Origin of the sequence: Companilactobacillus keshanensis (genome assembly GCF_003946205.1) — a bacterium.
Taxonomy (GTDB): Bacteria; Bacillota; Bacilli; order Lactobacillales; family Lactobacillaceae; genus Companilactobacillus; species Companilactobacillus keshanensis.
The window spans coordinates 37,471-60,530 of the sequence record NZ_RHOS01000014.1; the positions used below are offsets into that span (position 1 = coordinate 37,471).

Here is a 23,060-nt window from a genome sequence, read left to right on the forward strand (position 1 = left end):
ACTAGGCCTGCATTTTATCTTTCCATATTTTGTCTAATTTCGGCCTTCATAAATAGTCTAGTTACATCGTATTCAATATCTGAAACCATTTCTTCAAACATACGGTAACCTTCTTCTTGGTACTCAACTAAAGGATTCAACTGACCATAACCACGTAGACCTATCGATTGACGTAATTGATCCATTGCGTCGATATGATCTGTCCAGTGTTCATCAACAACTCTTAAAATAACAACCTTTTCAAATTCTAGCATTTGAGCAGGATCGCCAAGTTGCTCCTTTTTATCCTCATAATTCTTGTTAACAAAATCCATCAAGAATTTACTAATCTCTTCAGGGGTCTTCAATTGAAGGTCAACGACACTCATTTGTTCATCACTAACTAATGTTGATTTAGCGAAATCAGCAATAGCATCTAATTCCCAATTTTCTTCTTTGCCTTGAGTATGAACATCAACCTGAGCCTTGATAGTACGTTCGATCATTGGTAGTAATACCTTATCGAGGTCCTTATCTTCTGTGATAACGTCCATTCTTTCTTTATAGATAACTTCACGTTGTTCACGCATAACATCATCATATTGCAAAGTATTCTTACGTGTATCGTAGTTGTTACCTTCAACACGTTTTTGAGCTGATTCAACCTGCTTCGTCATCATACGACTTTTGATAACAACATCGTCATCCTCCATCCTCAATGCTTTAAGGACACGCTTGATTCTTTCAGAACCAAAACGTTTCATCAAATCATCTTCAAGTGACATGTAAAACTGTGTAACACCAGGATCACCTTGACGACCGGATCTACCACGAAGTTGATTATCAATACGACGAGACTCATGACGTTCTGTACCAAGAACAGCCAATCCGCCGACTTCTTTAACACCAGGTCCTAATTTAATATCGGTACCACGACCAGCCATATTAGTAGCAATTGTTACGGCACCACGTTGACCGGCATTCATAACGATTTCAGCTTCTTTAGCATGGTTCTTAGCATTTAAGACAGCATGGGGAATACCCTCTTTGTTAAGCAACTCTGAAAGGTATTCTGAAGATTCAACCGCAACAGTACCAACTAGCATTGGTTGACCCTTTTCGTGACGTGCCTTGATATCTTTAACAACGGCTGCAAACTTACTCTTCAATGTTGGGTAAAGAACATCATCTTTATCATCACGAATAACTGGTTTGTTTGTTGGAATTGAAATAACTTCCATGTTATAGATTTCTCTAAATTCTTCAGCTTCTGTCTTAGCGGTACCTGTCATACCTGATAATTTATCATACATACGGAAAAAGTTTTGATAAGTGATGTTAGCCATTGTCTTAGTTTCATCTTGAATTTCAACACCCTCTTTGGCTTCAATAGCCTGGTGCAATCCATCTGAATAACGACGACCATCCATAACACGACCAGTAAATTGGTCAACGATCTTAACTTCACCTTCTTGATCCACATAATCAATATCCAAACTCATAATAAAGTTGGCACGTAAAGCTTGATCTAAATGGTGATTCAAGACGGTATTCTCAATATCGTAAAGGTTATCAAGGCCAAAATAATCTTCGGCTTTTCTAATACCAGTTTCAGTTAAACTAATTGACTTTGTAGGCCAGTCGATCTTGTAATCGTCCTCGGCCAAAGTTTTAGCAAAACGGTCTGCCCGAACATACATAGCAGTTGACTTTTCAGCAGCTCCAGAAATGATCAAAGGTGTTCTAGCCTCATCGATCAAAATGGAGTCAACTTCATCGACAATTGCATAATGGAGTGGACGTTGAACCATTTGTTCTTTGTAAACAACCATGTTGTCACGCAAATAATCGAATCCTAATTCACTGTTAGTTGAATAAGTAATATCACAATTATAAGCTTCACGTTTTTCTTCAGAATCCATACTGTTAAGGTTCAAACCAACAGTTAGACCCATCCATTTATATAATTCACCCATCTCTTTAGCATCACGAGATGAAAGGTATTCATTAACTGTAACGACGTGAACACCTTGGCCCTCTAGGGCATTTAAGTATACTGGCAATGTAGCTGTTAAGGTTTTACCTTCACCAGTTTTCATTTCAGCAATATTACCTTGATGTAAAGTAATACCACCAATAATTTGTACTCTAAATGGGTAAAGGCCTAATACTCTCTTAGCACCTTCACGAACGGCGGCAAAGGCTTCTGGCAAAATGTCATCCAATGTTTCGCCCTTTGTCAGTCTTTCTTTCAATTCAGGAGTCTTAGCTTGAAGTTGTTCGTCAGTAAGTTCACTAAATGCATCAGCAAAACTTTCGACTTTATCGGCAATCTTGCCCATTTTTTTAACTTCTCTTTTATCGCTTTCGACCCATTTTCTTAATGGATTTGCCATACTTATATATCTCTCCTAAAAGTTATAAACATATTCTTTATAGTAGCATTTTTTTTTATAGTTTTAAACTTAATCTTAATTCAAATGATAACACAGCTTTCCAGATTAATAATGATACACCATTTAGAAAACATTTGCTAAATTTTACTTTGACATCAGTACACAAAAAAAGTCCCTCAATCATGAGGGACTAATTAAAAATTATTCGTTTGTTTCAATCAAACCATATTTACCGTCATTACGTTTATAAACGATACTTGCGCCATTTGTTTCTGCATCTTCAAAGATGAAGAATTCATGTCCAAGCATTTCCATTTGTAGAACAGCTTCTTCGGCATCCATTGGCTTCAATGATAGACGCTTTGTTCTAACAATTTCTGATTCGTCTTCTTTTGTGTCCTCAGGTGAAACATCATCTAAAGGAATATCCTTGATGCTACCTGATTCACGTCCCTTACGATTTACACGTGTCTTGAACTTCTTGATTTGTCTCTCAAGTTTGTCAGTTACCAAATCAATACCAGCATACATATCATCATTGATTTCCTCGGCTCTCAATGTGATATATGGTAGCGGAATTGTTACCTCAACCTTTGTTCCCTTTGAAGGGTATGTCTTCAAGTTAACATGAGCAATAGGTGTGCTCCCATCACTGAAATACTTTTCCATCTTGGATAATCTTTTTTCAACATATTCACGCATTGCTGAAGTTACTTCAATATTTTCGCCACGTACATTAATTGTTAACATAAAAATCTCTCCTTCCGATGAGTAGGAAATATTAGAGTCTTGATCAACTCTTCTATTCAATTATATAATTCTATCGGCAAAGTGACAACGTTTTCACTATCTAGATAATGAAAAAGTATAAATATCATCCAAACCGATTGTCTTTAAAGCCGTTTTAGCATGTAAAATCGTCCGTCCGGTCGTATAAATATCATCAACGATCAAAACCTTGGTCTGACTTGGATAAACCTGATCATTAATACAACTGAAAGTTTGCGGAGTTTTCAGCCGCTCGTCTCGATTTTTTTGAGCCTGTGGTTTGTCTGCATCGATTTTCAATAACAAAGGTGTAAGATCAAAAACTTTATGATACATTTCCCAAACTGGATCAAATCCACGTGCATTTTGATGACCTTTACTTGCAGGAATATATGTAATTAAATCGAATTTATGACTTTGACTCCAAATTAGTAAGTCTTTTAAAAACAGATCTGCTAATAAAATATCACCATACCGTTTATACTGTTTAAAATAATTGTGTATGAACTGATTATACCCAAACAATGCCTGATGACAATTAATAATGTTATATTTCTCCTCCCAAAAACGACAATCCACACAAATTGTCCTAATTTCAGGCTTAAAGCATCGTGAACATCCCTTATCCGCACTCAGATTTAGCAACTGACCACGACAAAATGAACAGATATTATCTTGCTGTATTGGCGCTAAACTGAATATTTCTTTAATGGTCAAATTATACGAAAAATAATTTCCGCAATATAAACAGCAATTAGACATTTTTTGCGCACCAATTTAAATATTTTATTTCGGCACAGGCCATTTTAATTTGAATATTATAGTTTTGATAATAAAAATGTACTTCATCATCATACGTATCGGCAGCCCTACCTGCTCGTCCAGCAATTTGAATCAAAGATGTTTTAGAAAATTCTTGTGAATCGGCATCAATGACAATGACTGTTACATTTTTGAAGGTAACCCCACGCTCCAAAATAGTCGTAGTCAAAATGGCCTGCACTTGATTTTTACGAAATAATTGGACTTTTTTCAAACGATCGGGATCTTTTGAACTAACACTGATAAGCTTCAATTTTGGAAATCGTTGTTGGAGCTTCTTTTCAAAATCTTTCATTTGTGGAATATTGGGAAAAAATAACATAAACCGTTGATTATCGTTCAACAATTTTTTTATTGTGAATTTAACCCTTGGATTTATTTTCAAAAAATTCGTTGCCTTATATAATAGATGACACTTTGGCTCTGGTAGAGGGTGTCCATGAAATCTTTGATATAATTTAGATATACCTAATTGTCCAGCAGTGACTTTTTCAAGTAATTCTTTTGGTGGCGTCGCTGAAAGATAGTATGTATTGCCAATTTCTTTGACTGATTTGTCGATAGCACGTTCTAACATTATGTTACCAGCCAAAGGATATGAATCTACTTCGTCAACAATCAAAACATCGAAAGCTTTTTCAAAGCGGACCAACTGATGTGTGGTAGCTATCACTATTTGAGTTGCCATGTAGGGTTGTTCACTTTTACCATGAAACAATCCGATAGTTGTTTTAGGAAAGGCATCACTAATTCTGGGAAATAGTTCGATACAAACATCCACTCTAGGTGAACAAAAGGCGACTCTTTTACCTGAACTAATTATTTCTGACAGTAAGGGAAAAGTCATTTCAGTTTTTCCAGCTCCGGTAACTGCCCAAATTAAATGATCTATTTGATTATAAAATGCCTCAATAAGCTCCTTAGAGACCTTTTGCTGTGATTGAGTTAATGTACCATTCCATGTCATTGGCCTTTTCTGAAAGCCAAAATTCAACCTTGTAGAGCTTATTAACAGCTGATCAGTGGTATTGATCTTGCCCATATTTAGACAACTGCGACAATATGACCCATTATTATTATTGATCCTCATCAAACAACGGCTACAAAATAACTGTTGTTGCTTTTCAAAAGTAGCCGGAACAATCGTCGATCCTAACTCTAACAATTGCCCAACAATTTCTGGGTTCAAAGTTTTCAAATCTAAAATACGTCCGCCTAAAAATTCATTTAAATTATTCATAAATAAAATTACGTAAAGGAAATGATGGTTTTGCAAAATTATCGTACGATCGCCACAAGTGGCAGTTTTGAAAAAGATATCAAAAAATCACGTTTTATAGCTCACTTAGCTCAAACAAATTCCGAAGACGAAGCAAAAGAATTTATTCATAAAATACGTGAACAAGAAAATAGTGCAACTCATAACTGTACGGCCTTTATAGTTTTAGAAAACGTGCAAATCGAACGCATGTCAGATGACGGTGAACCTAGTGGGACAGCTGGATCACCAATTCTAAATGTCCTCCAGCAAAATGATCTGCAAAATGTTACTGCCGTGGTAACTAGATACTTCGGCGGAATCAAATTGGGTGCTGGCGGACTGATAAGAGCTTACTCGTCAACGACCGCTGACGCTATCAAAGAAATCGGACTAGTGGAAAATAGGATTCAACAAGGTTATCTGCTCTCCATTCCCTATAATCTCTACGACAAATTTGAAAATTATTCAAAAAATGAAAAAATCACGTTGGAAGATAAGAACTTTTCTACCGACGTGAAATGTAATGTTTTCTTAGATTTAACTGAACAAGATACTTTGATTCAAGATATAAAGGATCAATTTCAAAATCAAATTACATTTGAAAAGACAGATACTGAATTCAAACAGGTACCAATAAAGGACTAAGCCTAGGCTTAGTCCTTTTTTTCTAATCGTTTAACAAACTTTTGAATGGCATGTAACAGAGGTTGTCGATTATCTCCAATAAGTCCGATCGATTCAACAAATAGTTCCAATCCTATCAGAACACCTATCGTCAGCAAAACACTTCCCCATAAGGTTGATAGAGGATATAGCAATGAAATAAAGGCAAATACCAATGCTAAACCATAGATAACTAGAACTGTCTGACGATGCGACAAACCTAATTGCATCAATCTATGATGCAAATGATGTTTATCAGCCTGTGTGATCGGCTTCTTATTCAAGAATCTTCTCAACATTGCGTAAACTGTATCTGTAATCGGAACCCCTAGGATAACAACTGGAATAAGCATTGTAATGAAAGTTACATTCTTCAGACCTTTGAGTGAGAAAACTGCGATCATAAATCCAATAAACAGCGCTCCGGTATCTCCTAAAAAGATACTTGCCGGATGGAAATTATGCGGCAGAAATCCTAATAGTGATGCTACCATGGCAAAAACCCAAATTGAAACATAGACATTAGTCATGTTCAAGAAGAAATAGCCCACGATTCCCATCGTAAACAAAGCAATTATTGAAACTCCGGTTGCCAAACCGTCAAGCCCATCAATCAAATTAACAGCATTAGTAATGGCTAAAATCCAAATGATGGTAATCGGGAAACTCCACCAACCTAATTTAAAGGCTCCAAAAATTGGTAGAACGACCTCATTCATCTTGATTCCTGCTAAGAAATAGATAACTAATGAAGCTACAAAGATCCCACCCATTTTAGCCTTGGGAGAAAGCTCTCTAATATCGTCAATGATCCCTGTCAAAATAATAATACATTCAGCCAAAAAAACACTGAATAGCTCATGACTAGGAAACTGATTTCGTAACAATACAAACGTGGAGAACGTAAAGGCTATAAAAATAGCCAACCCGCCCATCGTTGGCATTGGCTTTTTGTTTACTCGACGTGCATTAGGGTTGTCAACAGCCCCTAAAATATAAGCAAGTTTAACAACAAAGGGTGTTATTGCAGCAGACAATATCATCGTCAAAAATAATTTTACTATTACACTAAACATACTTGGTATACCCTGAAACTCACTTTCTAATTAATATTTCAATTATACAATACCCATTTATGGTATTTAAATACCCAACTGCCATTGTAACAAAAAAAGGACTGTAACAAACGTTACAGACCCCCTAATTATTTCGCTAACTCAACTTTTCTAACCTCTCGAACAACCGTGACCTTAATATGGCCAGGATATTCAAGGTTATCCTCAATTTCATTTTTTATATCTCGAGATAAAATTGCCGCTTGATCATCTGAAATTTCTTCAGGTTTAACCATGATTCTAATTTCATGACCGGCTTGAATAGCATAACTGTGATCAACACCATCATGCTTGTCGGCAATATTCTCAAGTTTTTCAAGACGATGGATATAGTTTTCCATAGATTCTGATCTTGCCCCTGGACGTGCAGCCGAAATAGCATCAGCTGCAGCCACAATCGTTGCAATAAGAGAAGTTGGCTCTACATCCCCGTGATGAGAAGCAATCGTATTAATGACTACTTCTGGTTCTTTATATTTAGTTGCGATATCAACACCTATTTCTACGTGTGATCCATCAACTTCACGATCAATAGCTTTACCTATATCGTGTAATAAACCTGCTCGTTTTGCTAACATAACATCTTCACCCAATTCGGCAGCCATTACGGCGGATAATTTTGCTACCTCAATTGAATGACTCAAAACATTTTGACCATAACTCGTTCTGTACTTCATACGTCCGATTATCTTGATTAAATCAGGATTGATCGAATTGATACCCAAACTATAAATAGTTTGCTCACCAACTTCTCGAATATGATCGTCCATCTCACGACGAGATTTATCAACGATTTCTTCAATTCGAGCTGGATGAATACGACCATCTTCGATTAATTTTTCAAGTGCCATACGTGCAATTTCACGTCTAATTGGATCAAATCCACTCAAAGCCACAGCCTCAGGTGTATCATCAATAATCAAATCTACCCCGGTAAGAGCTTCGATCGTTCTGATATTTCTACCTTCACGACCAATAATTCTTCCCTTCATATCCTCATTAGGCAGAGTTACAGTCGTAACGGTCGACTCTGAAACTGTATCTGCAGCACTTCTTTGGATGGCGGCAACGATCAACGCTTTGGCATCCTTGTCAGCGTGTTGTCGTGCCTGAACGTCACTTTCTTTGATCTTTTCAGCACGTTCATGTGATAATTCTTGATTCAAATTATCTAAGATAATCTTTCGAGCTTGTTCACGAGTTAAATTACTTACTCTTGTTAATTCCGCCTTTTGTTCATCAAGAGTATCAGTCAATTGTTTATTCTTTTCATCAAGTTTGTGTTGTCGAGCTGTAATATTGTTTTCGTTACTTTCAATATTCTCTTCTCTTTTTTCAAGAGATTGATCTTTACGATCTAAAATATCTTGTCTTTCAAGAGCACGATTTTCTTGTTTTTGAATGTCTTGACGACGTTCTTTCAACTCGTCTTCTTGTTGTTCTCGATACTTATGAATATCGTCTTTTGCTTCAAGTAAAGTCTCTTTTTTCAAAGATTTAGCGGCTTTATGAGCATCGGAAACAATATCTTCAGCAGTTTTTCTAGCTTGTGAAAGTTTTTTTTCATAGGAGTCCTTACAAAAAGCATATCCGAAGAATACCCCTACAATTAATGTTATCAATGCGAAAGAGAAGGTTATGATAGCACCATGCATGCCATCACCTCCAATTTTAATAGTACATAATTGTTTGTAAACAAAGAACTGTTACATTATTTTTACATACAACACTATATTATAGAATAAATAATTCCTGTCAATCAAATAAAATTAAAAAAGAGACCTATTTGGTCTCTTTTTCTTCTGGTTTAGTTACTTTATCGCTATCAACATCCAATTTTAAATCTGTTGTATCGGCCTTCTTATCAGCTGTTTTGACAGTTGACTTATCGTCAGATTTTTCGTCTTTTTTATCAGATTTTTTATCTTCATCAGACTTTCCATCCATATTGTAGGCGTCACGAACTCTTTTACGGATCTCTGCCATCTTCTCAGGATTATCAGCAAGAAACTTCTTAGCATTCTCACGTCCTTGACCAATTCGTTCGTCTTTATATGAGTACCAAGAGCCACTCTTATTAACGATATCCTTTTCAACGGCCATATCAACTAATTCACCTGTTTGTGAAATACCATGTCCGTACATAATATCAACAAGCGCAACCTTGAATGGAGGTGCAACCTTATTCTTTACGACCTTAATTTTGGTACGGTTACCAATTACATCGGAACCGTCTTTAATTTGCTCAGAGCGTCTTACTTCGAGTCTGACAGTCGAATAGAACTTCAATGCACGACCACCAGGAGTTGTTTCAGGATTACCAAACATAACTCCGACTTTTTCACGGATCTGATTAATAAATAATGCGATAGTTTTAGTCTTATTAATTGTTCCAGATAACTTACGCAAAGCTTGTGACATCAAACGGGCTTGCAAACCAACGTGAGCATCACCCATATCACCATCAATTTCAGCACGAGGTACTAAAGCAGCAACGGAGTCGACTACAACGATATCAACTGCACCACTGGATACCAAGGCATCAGCAATTTCCAAGCCTTGTTCACCAGTATCTGGTTGTGACAATAGTAAATCATCAATATTAACACCCAAAGCAGTGGCATATGTTGGGTCCATCGCATTTTCAGCATCAATATAAGCAGCAGTCCCACCTTGCTTTTGTACTTCAGCAACAGCGTGTAACGCTACAGTAGTTTTACCAGAACTTTCAGGTCCATATATTTCTACGATTCTACCACGTGGAAATCCACCAACACCTAGAGCGTTGTCTAGGGCTAGAGAACCTGAGGAAATGGTTTGGATCTGCATATCCAAATCATCACCCATGCGCATGATTGCACCCTTACCAAAATCCTTTTCGATTTTCTTTAGGGCTTTATCAAGCGCCTTTTGTCTTTCATCATTAGCCAAATTGTTTTCCTCCTAATGCATTCATCACTAGATATATTATTAGTAATTTAAATAAAAAGCAAGAAAAAAGCGAACAAATGTTTGTTCGGTTAAATAATTTCTTCGACGAGGGCAAAAGCAGCGAGTGTTGACTTCAAGCGGATCGAATTACGATCTCCACTGAAGTGAAATTCTTTAACTTCTAATTTATTATTTGATTGATTAAAAGCTCCGATAAAGACTGTACCAACGGGATTTCCTTCCAAAGCATCTGGGCCAGCGACACCAGTCAAACCAACACCAATATCAGCTCTAACAACTTTAGCAGATAATTGCGCCATAGCTTGAGCGACTGGTTCACTAACGACAGTATATTTCTCAATCAATTTAGGATCGATCCCCAAAAACTGTGACTTAACATCATCAGAGTACGTTACAAAACCACCACTGAATACTTGAGAAGCACCTGAAATTTGTGCCAAGGTTGACTGGAACATCCCAGAAGTTAAACTTTCGGCAGCTGTAATAGATAAGTGCTTTTCTTTTAACTTTGTAACGACGTTATGAGGCAAGTAATTCAATTTTTCTGGAACATAATCTTTAAATTCTACTTTATCAATTTCTTCTAATAATTCTTCAGTATTATCCATTGTCCTCACTTTTAAATTACGTTTTATTTTTTAAAAACATCCCTACTCTGAATAAAGTAATCAGCGCCAGAGTAAACAGTAAAGAATAAACAAATATATAGGAAAATCAATCCCATAGGGAATCCGAATGTTCCAAAGAATACATTGTGCAATAGTAAAAGAATGATGGCAATCATCTGTGTAGTTGTCTTGATCTTCCCAGGCATTTGAGCAGCCATAACTTTGCCACCCTCTTCAAGAACGATCATTCTTAAACCAGTAACCGCTAATTCTCGACAAACGATAATGGCAATTACCCAAGCTGGAGCCATTTTCATTTCTACCAAGAAAATAAATGCGGTCATAACTAGCATTTTATCTGCCAGTGTATCAGCAAACTTACCAAAATTGCTGACCAAGTGATACTTACGAGCAATTTTACCATCGGCCAAATCAGTTAATGATGCCAAAATAAATACCAAAGTAGCAATGAAATGATTCATTGGTATCAGTGTTCCAAATATGAACACGTCACCCCAATTAGCAAAATTGAACGCTAATAAGATAATAAAAACCGGTATCAAAATAATCCGTAACATTGTAAGTTTATTCGGTACATTCCAAACCATAAGATATTCCTCCATAAATTATACTGTGAAAAATTTAATTTCTATTTGACACTAGAAAAATCTCGCCATTTACAAATAAACAACGAGATTTTTGATGAAACTAACTATTACTTTTCAATATTGAAAGTCAAAGTCTTAACGATCGACTCATTACTGCCAACAGTTCCCAAGTTAACGCTCTTCCCGTCAATTGTGATCTTAGTATGGTTTATATTACCAGTTTGAATGGTAAACGAACCTGTGTCCGCTGAAATCTTAGTTGATTTCTTTTCATTTGCACTAAGTGCTTGTTGCCATGTCGTATTTGAACCTTCTTTAAATTCGATCCAAGCTTGGCCGCTCTTACCAGAAACAAAAACAGTAGTACCGTCTGAAGGTACATTTTTAATGTTATAAGTACCATCAGTACTTGATTCTTTAACACTAAGTGCTGTTGTTTTTTTAGCAGTTGTTTTCTTTGAAGAAGCCTTCTTCTTAGTAGATGTCTTCTTAGCTGATTTCTTAGTCGTAGATTTCTTTGAACTTTGCTCAGTATTGTCCTGTGGAATATTTACTTTAGATTCATTTTGACTCTTACTGATCATTCCATAGGCAATTACACCGATGATAACCAGAATAACAATTCCTACAACGATTTGTGGAATGTAGTTATTTAGTCTAGAGAAGATCGAACCCTTGTCTTCTTTTATGGCACGAGTACTGCCCTTTTCAGAACTTTGAACGGGTTCTTTAGGTTGTGAATCAGGAATTTCCGATTTGTATTCTTCAAGCAAATCATCACTTGAGATATCCACTGCATCTGAATATTGTTTAATAAAAGCTCGTACATAAAAATCTCCGGGCAAATGATCAAATTGTCCTTCTTCAATTGCAATTAAATATCTTTTTTGGATTTTTGTGACTTGTTGTAAGTCATCAATCGTATATCCTTTTTTAATTCTTGCGTTTCTTAATTTTTGGCCAATTTCGTCCATTATTTACCACCGATTAACTATTTTTATTATCTATAATATATCTTATTAGAGAAGTACTAGCAACGTTATAGCAGCCAGCCTCCTGCAAAATAAATTGTCTGTCCCGTTAAATAATTTGATTTCATATTGATCAAATAACCAACAAGATCAGCAATTTCATCCGGCTTAGCCAATCTATTGGCTGGGATCTCTTCACGAATACTTTCTAAATCTTCAACAGAGAATTCTTGATTCATTTTCGTGTCCACTGCGCCGGGCGCCACAACATTTACTGAAATGCCCAACGAAGCGACTTCTTTCGCATACGCATCAGCAAATGATGACATAGCACCCTTCACTGTGCTGTAAACAACTTCCATAGCAGAACCAACTTTTCCATAAATCGAACCAATGAAGACCACTCGTCCCGATTTAGACTCAGCTAATTTATCTTGAAGTTCTTTCAAGATCAAAATCGGTAATTTGATATGTATCTTCCACAAATTATCAATTTCTTCTTCCTCAAGATCTACAAGTAATTTGTAGTAGGTATTGCCTTGAGCAAAGACAATTGCATCAAGTGTAAAGACCTGCCTAGTTAAAACTGACACATGATCGTTAATCATATCGAATTTAACGGGAATAAATTCCTGTTTAGGATATTCTTCATTTAATTCTGCCAGCAACTTGCCGATCCGTTCTCGATTATTATTGTAATGCAGATAAAGCGACCAGCCCTTTTCTGCTAATTGTTTTGCGATACCTGTTCCAATATCGCCAGAACTTCCTAAAATCAATGCATGCATAATTATGTCCTATCAGGTAACAGATTGTAGTAGGTGTAATTATCTTTCTTTAATGAATCTTCAGCAATTTTTAGAACATCTTCACGCTTGATAGAATCGATCAAATGGATCAGCTCCAAATAATTGACATCATAGAAGTGAAGTTCGGCCATTTGGTTAGCTATGGCATCAGGTGAATTCTGAGCAAATAAATATGCCCCAATGGCATCACGCTTAATACGTTCAAACTTTTGGTCGTCAAGAACTTTATATAGTTGTTCATATGAAAGGTGTTTTTGTAAATATTGTTGAAATTTTTCGGGATAATTAGTTGACCCACTAATTATGATAAAGCAATAGTCATTTTCTGCAACCACATTATAAGAAAAACTATCATCAATTATTTCTTGATTTGTCAATTCTTGATAATTTATTGAAGATTCACCGACTAAGGTTTCCATGATCATATTCAATTCAAATTGTAATTTTACCAAATCATCATTACGTAATGGAGTATCAACTCTGATCCCAAAAGAAGAACGACCTTGACTGAGCTCCATCTTTTCAGAACCGCCTTCGCCGATTGGTACCATGGTCTTGGCTTCAGTTGCGGGTACACCCTCAAAAGTTTCAAATTTTGATTCAGAAACGATCGATTCAACTTTATCTGGATCAACATCCCCAACAATTACTATGTCCATATTACTTGGTCGATAGTTATTCTGATATGTTTCCAAAAGATTTCTATAATTTATTTTTTGTAGAGACTCACTGCTACCAGCAATATCCTCTGCAATTGGATCTCCAGGATAAAGTTGATTTAATATTCTCTGTTCCAAAACCCACTCAGGCATATCAAGATACATTTGAATCTCTTGATCAATGATGCCACGTTCGGAGGCTACATTCTCTTCAGTAAAATTGGGATGCTGAATCAAATCAAGTAATACCTTCAAATTATCATATGGATTGATCAATGTTTGAAATAGATAGGCCGTTTTAGTGTAACTAGTATAGGCATTAGAGTTAGCGCCATATTCAGCAAACTTTTCCGAAACATCATAACCCGGTTTTGCAAACAATTTATGTTCAATAAAGTGGGCAATTCCGGCTGGTAATTTCTTTTGATCAGGCAATAAAATGTCAACGGATCCAAAGTTTGCCATTGCCACACCATAAGTTTGATTATAACCAGGTAGATTGACTACTTCGATCTGATAGCCATTCTTAAGCTTTTTAGAAAATTTTTGTAATTTTTCTGCCATTCTAATCTCCAATCAATCTGTACTGGGCAATATCATGAATTCCTTGAGCAACCTTAATAATATGATCCTTATTTAATTTGTCCAATTCTTCCTGATAACGGTCGTCATTTAATAATGATTTAGGATAAATATTTTCCCAAATATTATGCATTATATAATACTGAATTGAGTCTGAACTTATCTTACGACGTGTTGAAAGAACCTTTTTAGCATGCTCGATCTGTGATTCACTAAATTGTCCCTTTTGAATAAAGTCGATTTGTTTTCCGATCAGTTCCATAGCCTGATCAACTGTTTTAGCATCGAGACCCGCTTGAATCGTCAATAAATGACTTAGTGGATGATATGAACTGGAAACTGAATAGGCCAAACTGTTCTTCTCACGCACTTGTAAGAATAATTGTGATTGATCATCTCCACCTAAAATTAGATTCATAGCTTGTGGTGCTAGATGACTGGAATCTGGATCAGTCTTCTCAGTCACATAGGCTAATGCCAAACGACTTTGATTAAGATGCTTGTGTTCTTCTTCGTTAAGCGGATGACCGACTAATTTATCAAAACTATCAAAAGTGATTTTACTATCATGACGTGCTTCTTTTAAAAACGCTGCCATAACACTATTATCCAAGGCCTTGGCAAATTCGTCCTCATCTATATCACCAACGACATTTATGATCACAGTATCTTCCTTGATAACTTTTTGATAATGATCATAAAGGTCCTGATTAGTTAATTTATTAAGATGAACCATATCTCCAAAAATGGGAACCTGCTTATTAGGATTATCACGGTGAATCAAACTCGATAGTTTCAACATACTAACGAGATCCTGATTGTCGTCGACTGATGCCAAATTGGACATTAAATTACGTTTCTCAGTTTCAAAAGAATCGTCTGAAAATTCATGATCATTCTTCAAATTTGGATCAAAGATAATTTTACTCAGCAGATCAATGTTTTCTTTTAATAGATCATCACTACTCAATAGAAACTTAGGATCAGCGAATTCAATACTAAAAGCCAAGTCATTGAGATTCATCAAACTTCTGGTATAAACGTTTATCTCTGAGCCGAATAGATCCATTTCACGATCATTTAACGTTCGAAAGCTTGGATAACTCCTAGTAGAATTTGACAAGACATTTGCCAGTAAACGTCTTTTTGTTGTCTCCTCCTTGTCCAGTGGACGTAAAAAATCGATTTGAACTTTAATTGTTCGGAATTTTTTAATAGGATCAATATTTAAAACTACATTTTTTGCAATTTCTTGTTTCACTTTTTCACCTGATTCTTCCTAATTACGTCTAGTTGTTCTGGTGTTAATAAAACTTTTCTAGGCTTACTGCCCTCTGATGATCCAACAATACCCTTTTCCTCCATCTGGTCAACCATACGTGCAGCACGATTATATCCAATTTGGAATCTACGTTGAAGCATTGAGACACTGGCCGATTGTTGCTTAACGATCAAGTCAACTGCATCATCCCAATGTTCATCATTTGGAGTATCACTGTCTTCACCTTTTTCTTCAATATCTGTTGGAATCATATCCTCGTCATACTCAGCCGATTGTTGTTCACTAACAAATTTAACAACATTTTCGACTTCTGACTCTGAAATATAAGCTCCTTGAATACGAACAGGTTTACTCTTACCAATCGGTTGAAACAGCATATCTCCTCGTCCTAACAACTTTTCAGCACCCACGGAATCTAAGATGGTTCTTGAATCAACTCCACTAGAAACGGCAAATGCCATTCTAGACGGAATATTGGCTTTAATCAAACCAGTAATAACATCAACAGATGGACGCTGTGTAGCAATAATAATATGCAAGCCCGCAGCACGAGCCATTTGGGCTAAACGAACGATTGCGGCTTCAACTTCATGTCCAGCTACCATCATTAAATCTGATAACTCGTCAACAATAACAACTATGAATGGAAGTTTTTCCATTTGTTTATCTTTATCAGCGGTTTTATTAAATTTATCTACATCATCGTTGTATTCACCGATATTACGATGGTTCGTATCAGCAAATAGTTTATAACGTCGTTCCATTTCTTTAACAGCCTTTTGTAGAGCCCCTGCTGCTCTTCTGGCATCAGTTACAACGGGTATCAATAGATGCGGTATACCGTTATATATATTCAATTCAACCATCTTGGGATCAATCAAAATAAGCTTAACTTCATTAGGCTTAGCCTTCATCAAAATACCAGTAATAATGGTATTTATGGCAACAGATTTACCACTACCGGTAGACCCAGCTATCAACAAATGGGGCATTTTTGTAATATTGGCTTCAATAATGTTACCAGAAACGTCTTTCCCCAATGGTACGATCAAGGGATGTGTCTTATCTTTTTGATTCTCAGTAATATCTCTAAAGGAGACTGTTGAAATTGCTTGATTAGGCACTTCAATACCAACAAATGACTTACCTGGAATTGGTGCCTCAATCCTGATATCTTTAGCAGCTAAAGCTAAGGCCAAATCATCGGCCAAATTGACGATTTTACTTACTTTAACACCGACGGCTGGCTGAATTTCATATTTAGTGATTGTGGGACCCAAGCTGGCCTTTTTCACTTCAACATTAACACCGAAACTCTTGAAAGTTTGTTTTAATTTGTCTTTATTCTCATCGATCAAACGAACTTCGCCACTCTGATCAACTTGAGGGATCTGTTTCAATAAATCAGAATTTGGCAATTTGTAATCATCATTTTCAGATGTTTTAACACTGACTGGGGTTGGCAAATCTTTTTCATCCCCCACTGTATGTGGAGCGGTAACCACTTGTGCCTGGTCATTTGAAGATTTCTGTACATGATTTTGTGTCGCAGTTTGACTTGGAACATCAATTTGAAATTCCGGTTCTGGATCTGCTTTTTTAGCTTTAGCAAAGCTATTTACATCTTGGAACTTGTCATCATCTCGTTCTACTGGACGGTCCTTTTTAGGTTCGGACTTAGGCTTATTATTACGTTTATCAACATAATTATCATATCCGCCTGACAAAGCTTTTTTAGCACCAACAATTCCATGTTTGAAATATAACAAAATATTTGTAAAGACGATTCCGACCTGTTTCATTGTGACATTCAACAGCATTAAGATACCGATAAAAATCATTAAGAAGATAATGAAATATGTTCCAAATGTTGAAAACAGTGGCATACATAGACTAAATAGATATGATCCAATCATGCCTCCACCAGCTGATTCAGAAACAGAGAACTTCGCCATATCTGCTGATAAAATATTCCAAGTTATCATATTATAATTGTGATACAAAGCTAGTTTTGAAAATAGAATCGCATGCAAAATTAACAGCACTCCTAAGTAGGTGAAAAACAGGCCAAAATTTCTCTTAGGTGTCATCACTGGAATCCTGCCAGTTGCAATAATGAATACTGCTATGAAAATACTAATGATCAATAGAACCGGATAACTATCCCCGACAAAAATTCGATAGACATTATCGAAAAATTTACCGACCATCCCAAATTTAAATAGTCCTAAAAAGGACAACACGATCCAAAACAAACTAAGGATCGACTTTATCAAGCGACCATTATTATTTTTTTTAGCTTTGGTAGTTCTAGTTGATTTTGTTTTTGTTGTTTTTCTAGGCGTTGTTTTTGCCTTTCTTCTTGCCATAAAAACCTCACTAATTCTCGATTACTCACTAAAAATTATACATTATTTCCAATACAAAAATCTCTTTTGTGTAAAAAAATAAGTTTGGGTTTATTCATCCCAAACTCAAGCAACATTATTTATCTTTATTTTGTCTTTCTTCTGTCTCTTTATCGGGTTTCACTCCAGAATTGGCCGTAAAATTCAATGAAATACCTTGATTCAAGGTTACTGCTGTAACTTGATATGTCAATGTTTCAATATATTCTACGACGGGACGTGAAACTTGCTCGACTTCTTTTGGTTTAAGATCTTCAGGTTCATCATGGAAGTCCGTTAATTGAACCACTTGTCCTATCAAACCGGATACTTTAAAAGGTGCTCCCTCTGGATGAACTTCAAAAGGAATGATAATTTGAAAAATTTTCCCCTTGCTTTCGTCCATTGGCTTTCCCTGCTCATCTTTTAAATCAGGATGTTCAATTGAGATATGTAAATCCTGTTTAGCGTCAGCCGATGGTGACTCAACGTCATAGTGGAATGCGTTTACTGTTACAGGACCCTTTAATGTTTTCATGTTCAATACCCCTTTAATCTAATTTATCATGTTCATAATGATGAGATAATTCTAAACCAGCAAAGTTTTGTTGGCGCACTGCCTCATAAATTACTAAAGCACAGCTATTCGACAAATTCAATGCTCTAATGTTGTCACTCATTGGGATCCTTAAACATTTTTCAGGATTTCTACGCATAAAGTCTTCAGGCAAACCTGTTGTTTCTTTACCAAATAGGAAATAATGATCAACTGAAGTATCACTGAAATCTTTGTCTGAATAAATTGTATCAGAGAATTTAGTAATCAAATATAAATACTGGTCATCCGGGATCGATTTGATAAAATCATCCAGGGTATCATGATAAGTAATGTCGACTTTGTCCCAGTAATCCAACCCAGCACGCTTCATGTGGGCATCATCAGTACTGAAACCTAGCGGACGAATCAAATGTAATTTTGTGTTTGTCCCAGCACAAGTTCTAGCAATATTTCCAGTATTAGCTGGCATAAGTGGTTGATACAATACGATATGATTAGTCATTTCCTACTCCTTTTGAATTAAAAAAAACGCATACCCTCGGTGACACTCACGGCAAGGACATGCGTTAGTTAAACCCGTCAAATTTACTTGCTTTTGTCAAAACGATTTCTGAGAAAAACAAATAACCACAAAGTTTATAAACAGTATAGACGATAAATTTGGACTATACAATATAAATTTGAATAAACCATGATTATTTTTTGATTATTTCATCATTTTTCGGTTCATCGAGCTCTTTTATATCTTGCTCATCGTACCAAGTCGAATTACGTTTGAACCAATTGAAGATCCTTGTACAGATTATTTTTAAAATTGCAAAGATCGGAATACCAGCAATCATTCCAATCAAACCAAACATACCTGCAGCAACTAATAATACTAAAATAGTGGTTACTGGATGCATCTGCATTTTATTTCCCACAATGATCGGCGAAATAACACGTGTTTCAATTGTCTGCTCAACGATAAAGACAATCAATACCTTAATTACCATTGAAGGTGAAACAAAGGCAGCAATAACAAGTGAAGGTATCAAGGCCAAAGTTGAACCTACGTACGGGATCAGATTTAAAATACCAGCAGCAATACCTAAAACTAAAGCATAGCGTTGACCGATAATTAGATAACCAACAAAGAACATTACGGCTACCCAGAATGCGACCGTCAACTGGCCCGTTATATATGAACTAAGTGACTGGCTCATTTCTGTCAACATATCAGTAGCTGAACGACGTAATCTTGTTGGTACAAATTTAACAACTGAATCCTTGAACTTCTTATCATCCTTTAACATGAAGAAAAGAATGAACGGTGCCGTAAGTAAGATTACAATAACATTAGTCACAACGCTCAAGGCTGAGCCAATATTATTGAACGTTTGCGGTAAAATATGGTCGATCGACTTTTCAAAATTAGAACTAAATTTGGCATTAGCATCAGCTAGTCGATCTTTGAAGACGTGTAACTTAGGATCTTTAAAGAGATCCTGTAATGATTTATTCAAAGAATCCCAATACTGTGGCCAGTTTTTAGCCAAAGAATCGATCTGATTTTGAACAAATGGAATCAGCGACATAACTCCCCAGACTAATAAAGCCGCTATGATAATAAAGACAAAGATTATTGATATTACTCTTTTAACATGAAACTTAGTCTCTAAAACATTTATCAGTGGATTAATTAAATAATACAGTATCAAGGCCAGAATAACTGGTGGCATTGTGATACCTAAAATTTGATTTATCGGTGTGAAAACAAATTTTATCTTTGAAAATAAGAAAACTATTAAGAAGATCAAAAAAACATTCAATAGAACGACCGTTAATTGGTTGTTCAAAAACCATCGATAAAATAAGCTTTTTTCTTTCTTTGGAGATTCTTTCATATACTCACCCACGTACTTTTCTATAATAATTGGTTTACGCCATTTATAATGTATACTATACAATGTTTGGAGGTAATTATAAATGTTAGAAAAGGTGCTACTTAGTGGCTACACCAACAGAGGGAAAGGAATTTATCAAGCTGAGCTTGACACAGATTCCCGAACCATCTCAGAACCAACACCATTGATCGACTTAAATGATCCGACATATATTGATGTTACAAACGATTTAAAATTGATAGCACTTGTCAAAAAAGATGGTCAGGGCGGTATTGCAGTCTACGACATTAATTCTGATCCTAAATTATTGGACGAAGATATTTCAGAAAAAACTTCACCATCTTACGTAAAATTTGATGCTAGTCGTAACTTGATCTTCAGTTCTTACTTTCATTTAAGCAAAGTAAAGATTGACCACTTGTCAACCAATGGCAAGATCGAGCATTACGCGACATTAATGTTTGAAGGCTCTGGTCCTAGACCTGAACAAGATCAATCAAAACCTCATTTCAGTGCTTTAACGCCTGATGGTAAACTAATTATCTGTGATTACGGAGCCGATCGTATATACATTTACGGTTTGGATGATCCTAAGAACCCTCAATTGTTGAATGAATACACCATACCTAGTGGTTATGCACCTAGACATCTTGTCTTTCATCCAACTGAATCCTACCTATATGTAGCTTGCGAATTATCATCTAAAGTTTTGGTCTTAGAATATGATCCAGAAGATTCGCGTCTAACTTTGGTTGATGAAGTTGATGCGGCTAAAGATGAACAAAAGAATACAACTTCTGCTATTAGAATCAGTAATGATGGTAAATTTCTCTATGTTTCAACTAGAGGAGCAGATGCACTTACCATCTTTACAGTCGATCCTGATGGCTCACGCCTAAAGAAAATCGACACGATAAAAACCAAAGGCAAGGGTCCTAGAGATTTTGATCTTGATCCTTCACAAAACTTTGTCCTTGCTGCTAATCAGGATAGTGATAATTTAACGCTTTATAAACGAAACTCCAAAAAAGGAATTTTAACAATTCTTGAATATGATATTGCTATTCCTGAGTGTGTATGTGTACACTTTATCTAGTTTTAATTAATTTTAGGAGAAAATTTTATAATGATCATTGAAATAATAAAAACTATTATTCTGGGTATTATTGAAGGTTTTACTGAATTCCTACCTATCAGTTCAACTGGACATCTTTACCTAGCCGATGAGTTCGTTAAATTAAACGAAACTCCTGCTTTTATCCACATGTTCATGGTTGTTATCCAGTTCGGTGCGATTTTAGCTGTTATCTTGATTTACTTTCACAAACTCAATCCTTTCTCACCTAAGAAATCTAGTCATGAAAAGAAATTGACTTGGAATATTTGGTTTAAAGTTCTAGTTGCCATTATTCCTTCTGTCGTAATTGGATTTCCACTAAATGATTGGATGGATGCCAATCTAACAAGCTGGCAAGTAATTGCAGCTACACTTTTGATTTATGGTATCTTGTTCATCGTTGTTGAGAATTACTTTAAAAACAAACGTCCTCAAGTAACTGATCTTGACAATCTTTCATATAAGACAGCCTTTGAGATTGGACTTTTCCAAGTGTTATCACTTGTTCCCGGAACATCACGTTCTGGTGCCACGATTCTCGGTGGTATCTCAATTGGTACTTCAAGATTCGTAGCTACTGAGTTCTCATTCTTCTTGGCTATTCCAACTATGTTTGGTGCCAGTCTTTTGAAGATTATCAAATATTTCAAGAATGGAAATACATTTACATCCAGCCAAGCTATTATTTTAATTATCGGTACTCTAGTATCGTTTATCGTAGCTTATGGATCAATCAAGTTCTTGTTGAATTATATTAAACGTAATGACTTCAAGGCTTTTGGTTGGTATAGAATTATTTTAGCTGTTATTGTTATATTATACTTTGGATTCATGAAAGCTTACATTTAGAACGCCGTCGGGCGTTTTTTTTATGACAAAATTTAATGGAAGAAGTGATTATTATCTTTAAAGAAATTGCTGTTGAAAACTTTACTAATATTCCCCAAGCTGTATTAGCTGGTGCCAATCGAATTGAATTAAATGACAATCTAGCTGCTGGTGGAACTACACCAAGTTTGGGAGTTCTACAAGAAAGCGCCAAATATCTTCAAGAAAAATCTATTCCTTTAGTGGAAATGATTCGCCCTCGTGGTGGGAACTTTGTCTATAACGACTTGGAAATAAAAATGATGGAATCCGACTTATTTGAAGCGCAAAAGCTAGGTGTCGACGCTGTCACTTTTGGAGCCTTAACACCCACTGGTGAACTTGATGAAGATGCTATGGAACAATTAATCGCTGCTAGTGCTGGTATGCAAATTGTTTTCCATATGGCCTTCGATGATATATCGAATGATAAACAAGATAAAACCATCGATTGGCTAGTTGATCACGATGTAGATCGTATTCTTACGCACGGTGGTCCGTTTGAAATTCCTATCACAGATAACCTGGATAATCTCAAGCGATTGATCAAATATGCGGACGGACGTATTACGATTTTACCTGGTGGCGGCGTTACATACGAAAATTGTGATGAAATTTCCGAGGTTTTAGGTGTTAAAGAATTACATGGTACGCGTTTAATTGATTTAGCTTAATTGCAAAAAAAAGGTATCTGCAATGAACCCCAGTAATTGGAGTTGATTATGAAATTTTACGTCTAATCACTTAAATGTGATTAGGCGTTTTTTGA

The 23,060-nt window shown here is 35.9% G+C and carries 21 protein-coding genes; 4 read left to right on the forward strand and 17 right to left on the reverse strand.

Going from position 1 to position 23,060, the window contains the following annotated elements; all coding sequences use genetic code 11:
* Nucleotides 1-14: 14 nt before the first annotated feature.
* The 4 genes from secA to EKM64_RS08245 all read right to left on the reverse strand — a co-directional run bounded on the left by secA (nt 15) and on the right by EKM64_RS08245 (nt 5,205).
* Complete coding sequence (secA, locus tag EKM64_RS08230) at nt 15-2,375, reverse strand: preprotein translocase subunit SecA (RefSeq protein WP_125677498.1); 2,361 nt, start codon at nt 2,373-2,375, stop codon at nt 15-17.
* Between the two features lie 201 nt (nt 2,376-2,576).
* On the reverse strand, nt 2,577-3,125 hold the full coding sequence (gene hpf / locus EKM64_RS08235; protein WP_125677500.1) for a ribosome hibernation-promoting factor, HPF/YfiA family: 549 nt from the start codon (nt 3,123-3,125) through the stop codon (nt 2,577-2,579).
* A gap of 96 nt (nt 3,126-3,221) precedes the next feature.
* Complete coding sequence (locus EKM64_RS08240) at nt 3,222-3,668, reverse strand: ComF family protein (RefSeq protein WP_225420985.1); 447 nt, start codon at nt 3,666-3,668, stop codon at nt 3,222-3,224.
* Nucleotides 3,669-3,897: 229 nt separating this feature from the next.
* Nucleotides 3,898-5,205, reverse strand: coding sequence for a DEAD/DEAH box helicase (locus EKM64_RS08245; protein ID WP_125677504.1), 1,308 nt, complete (start codon nt 5,203-5,205; stop codon nt 3,898-3,900).
* A gap of 30 nt (nt 5,206-5,235) precedes the next feature.
* On the opposite strand from EKM64_RS08245, the gene EKM64_RS08250 reads away from it, so the two are divergent.
* The gene (locus EKM64_RS08250) at nt 5,236-5,871 is read left to right on the forward strand and encodes a YigZ family protein (protein ID WP_125677506.1); all 636 of its coding nucleotides are present in this window, start codon (nt 5,236-5,238) and stop codon (nt 5,869-5,871) included.
* A gap of 8 nt (nt 5,872-5,879) precedes the next feature.
* On the opposite strand, the gene EKM64_RS08255 is transcribed toward EKM64_RS08250, so the two are convergent.
* The 13 genes from EKM64_RS08255 to EKM64_RS08315 all read right to left on the reverse strand — a co-directional run bounded on the left by EKM64_RS08255 (nt 5,880) and on the right by EKM64_RS08315 (nt 20,307).
* Entirely contained in the window at nt 5,880-6,965 is a 1,086-nt protein-coding gene (locus tag EKM64_RS08255; protein WP_125677508.1) for a glycosyltransferase family 4 protein, read from the reverse strand.
* Nucleotides 6,966-7,093: 128 nt separating this feature from the next.
* Nucleotides 7,094-8,659: a ribonuclease Y gene (gene rny, locus EKM64_RS08260; RefSeq protein WP_125677510.1), complete on the reverse strand. Its 1,566-nt coding sequence runs from the start codon at nt 8,657-8,659 to the stop codon at nt 7,094-7,096.
* Nucleotides 8,660-8,786: 127 nt separating this feature from the next.
* Nucleotides 8,787-9,935 (reverse strand): recombinase RecA, encoded by a 1,149-nt coding sequence (gene recA, locus EKM64_RS08265; RefSeq protein ID WP_125677512.1) that lies wholly within the window; start codon nt 9,933-9,935, stop codon nt 8,787-8,789.
* A gap of 89 nt (nt 9,936-10,024) precedes the next feature.
* Nucleotides 10,025-10,564 carry a CinA family protein gene (locus EKM64_RS08270; RefSeq protein WP_125677514.1) on the reverse strand — a complete coding sequence of 180 codons (540 nt, stop codon included), beginning with the start codon at nt 10,562-10,564 and terminating at the stop codon, nt 10,025-10,027.
* A gap of 23 nt (nt 10,565-10,587) precedes the next feature.
* Nucleotides 10,588-11,172 (reverse strand): CDP-diacylglycerol--glycerol-3-phosphate 3-phosphatidyltransferase, encoded by a 585-nt coding sequence (gene pgsA, locus EKM64_RS08275; protein WP_125677516.1) that lies wholly within the window; start codon nt 11,170-11,172, stop codon nt 10,588-10,590.
* A gap of 107 nt (nt 11,173-11,279) precedes the next feature.
* Entirely contained in the window at nt 11,280-12,146 is an 867-nt protein-coding gene (locus EKM64_RS08280) for a helix-turn-helix domain-containing protein (RefSeq protein WP_125677518.1), read from the reverse strand.
* A 65-nt stretch (nt 12,147-12,211) separates the two neighbouring features.
* Nucleotides 12,212-12,931: an elongation factor P 5-aminopentanone reductase gene (gene ymfI, locus EKM64_RS08285; RefSeq protein WP_125677520.1), complete on the reverse strand. Its 720-nt coding sequence runs from the start codon at nt 12,929-12,931 to the stop codon at nt 12,212-12,214.
* A 2-nt stretch (nt 12,932-12,933) separates the two neighbouring features.
* The gene (yfmH, locus tag EKM64_RS08290) at nt 12,934-14,175 is read right to left on the reverse strand and encodes an EF-P 5-aminopentanol modification-associated protein YfmH (RefSeq protein WP_125677522.1); all 1,242 of its coding nucleotides are present in this window, start codon (nt 14,173-14,175) and stop codon (nt 12,934-12,936) included.
* Nucleotide 14,176: 1 nt separating this feature from the next.
* Nucleotides 14,177-15,454, reverse strand: a complete 1,278-nt coding sequence (gene yfmF, locus EKM64_RS08295) for an EF-P 5-aminopentanol modification-associated protein YfmF (RefSeq protein WP_125677524.1) — start codon at nt 15,452-15,454, stop codon at nt 14,177-14,179.
* Nucleotides 15,451-17,844, reverse strand: coding sequence for a DNA translocase FtsK (locus tag EKM64_RS08300; protein ID WP_125677526.1), 2,394 nt, complete (start codon nt 17,842-17,844; stop codon nt 15,451-15,453). Before EKM64_RS08300 ends, yfmF begins: the two co-directional genes overlap by 4 nt.
* A gap of 115 nt (nt 17,845-17,959) precedes the next feature.
* Entirely contained in the window at nt 17,960-18,400 is a 441-nt protein-coding gene (locus EKM64_RS08305) for a DUF1149 family protein (protein ID WP_125677528.1), read from the reverse strand.
* A gap of 13 nt (nt 18,401-18,413) precedes the next feature.
* Nucleotides 18,414-18,923: a tRNA (uridine(34)/cytosine(34)/5-carboxymethylaminomethyluridine(34)-2'-O)-methyltransferase TrmL gene (gene trmL, locus EKM64_RS08310; RefSeq protein ID WP_125677530.1), complete on the reverse strand. Its 510-nt coding sequence runs from the start codon at nt 18,921-18,923 to the stop codon at nt 18,414-18,416.
* Between the two features lie 193 nt (nt 18,924-19,116).
* The gene (locus EKM64_RS08315; protein ID WP_125677531.1) at nt 19,117-20,307 is read right to left on the reverse strand and encodes an AI-2E family transporter; all 1,191 of its coding nucleotides are present in this window, start codon (nt 20,305-20,307) and stop codon (nt 19,117-19,119) included.
* 82 nt (nt 20,308-20,389) lie between these two features.
* Here EKM64_RS08315 and EKM64_RS08320 point away from each other — a divergent pair, with 82 nt between their 5' ends.
* Genes EKM64_RS08320 through EKM64_RS08330 form a run of 3 tightly spaced genes read left to right on the forward strand, consistent with a single transcriptional unit; the run spans nt 20,390 to nt 22,965 of the window.
* Nucleotides 20,390-21,403, forward strand: a complete 1,014-nt coding sequence (locus tag EKM64_RS08320) for a lactonase family protein (protein WP_125677533.1) — start codon at nt 20,390-20,392, stop codon at nt 21,401-21,403.
* 30 nt (nt 21,404-21,433) lie between these two features.
* The gene (locus EKM64_RS08325; protein ID WP_377769676.1) at nt 21,434-22,273 is read left to right on the forward strand and encodes an undecaprenyl-diphosphate phosphatase; all 840 of its coding nucleotides are present in this window, start codon (nt 21,434-21,436) and stop codon (nt 22,271-22,273) included.
* Nucleotides 22,274-22,326: 53 nt separating this feature from the next.
* Nucleotides 22,327-22,965, forward strand: coding sequence for a copper homeostasis protein CutC (locus EKM64_RS08330; protein WP_125677537.1), 639 nt, complete (start codon nt 22,327-22,329; stop codon nt 22,963-22,965).
* Nucleotides 22,966-23,060: the final 95 nt, after the last annotated feature.

What these genes read in the sequence shown, in the direction of transcription:
- EKM64_RS08245 (WP_125677504.1), bottom strand. Translation starts at nt 5,205, where the DNA reads ATGAATAATTTAAATGAATTTTTAGGCGGACGTATTTTAGATTTGAAA.
- pgsA (WP_125677516.1), bottom strand. Translation starts at nt 11,172, where the DNA reads ATGGTTTGGAATGTACCGAATAAACTTACAATGTTACGGATTATTTTG.
- EKM64_RS08305 (WP_125677528.1), bottom strand. Translation starts at nt 18,400, where the DNA reads ATGAAAACATTAAAGGGTCCTGTAACAGTAAACGCATTCCACTATGAC.
- EKM64_RS08300 (WP_125677526.1), bottom strand. Translation starts at nt 17,844, where the DNA reads ATGGCAAGAAGAAAGGCAAAAACAACGCCTAGAAAAACAACAAAAACA.
- hpf (WP_125677500.1), bottom strand. Translation starts at nt 3,125, where the DNA reads ATGTTAACAATTAATGTACGTGGCGAAAATATTGAAGTAACTTCAGCA.
- EKM64_RS08325 (WP_377769676.1), top strand. Translation starts at nt 21,434, where the DNA reads ATGATCATTGAAATAATAAAAACTATTATTCTGGGTATTATTGAAGGT.
- EKM64_RS08270 (WP_125677514.1), bottom strand. Translation starts at nt 10,564, where the DNA reads ATGGATAATACTGAAGAATTATTAGAAGAAATTGATAAAGTAGAATTT.
- EKM64_RS08320 (WP_125677533.1), top strand. Translation starts at nt 20,390, where the DNA reads ATGTTAGAAAAGGTGCTACTTAGTGGCTACACCAACAGAGGGAAAGGA.
- EKM64_RS08255 (WP_125677508.1), bottom strand. Translation starts at nt 6,965, where the DNA reads ATGTTTAGTGTAATAGTAAAATTATTTTTGACGATGATATTGTCTGCT.
- secA (WP_125677498.1), bottom strand. Translation starts at nt 2,375, where the DNA reads ATGGCAAATCCATTAAGAAAATGGGTCGAAAGCGATAAAAGAGAAGTT.
- EKM64_RS08315 (WP_125677531.1), bottom strand. Translation starts at nt 20,307, where the DNA reads ATGAAAGAATCTCCAAAGAAAGAAAAAAGCTTATTTTATCGATGGTTT.
- yfmH (WP_125677522.1), bottom strand. Translation starts at nt 14,175, where the DNA reads ATGGCAGAAAAATTACAAAAATTTTCTAAAAAGCTTAAGAATGGCTAT.
- ymfI (WP_125677520.1), bottom strand. Translation starts at nt 12,931, where the DNA reads ATGCATGCATTGATTTTAGGAAGTTCTGGCGATATTGGAACAGGTATC.
- rny (WP_125677510.1), bottom strand. Translation starts at nt 8,659, where the DNA reads ATGCATGGTGCTATCATAACCTTCTCTTTCGCATTGATAACATTAATT.
- EKM64_RS08280 (WP_125677518.1), bottom strand. Translation starts at nt 12,146, where the DNA reads ATGGACGAAATTGGCCAAAAATTAAGAAACGCAAGAATTAAAAAAGGA.
- trmL (WP_125677530.1), bottom strand. Translation starts at nt 18,923, where the DNA reads ATGACTAATCATATCGTATTGTATCAACCACTTATGCCAGCTAATACT.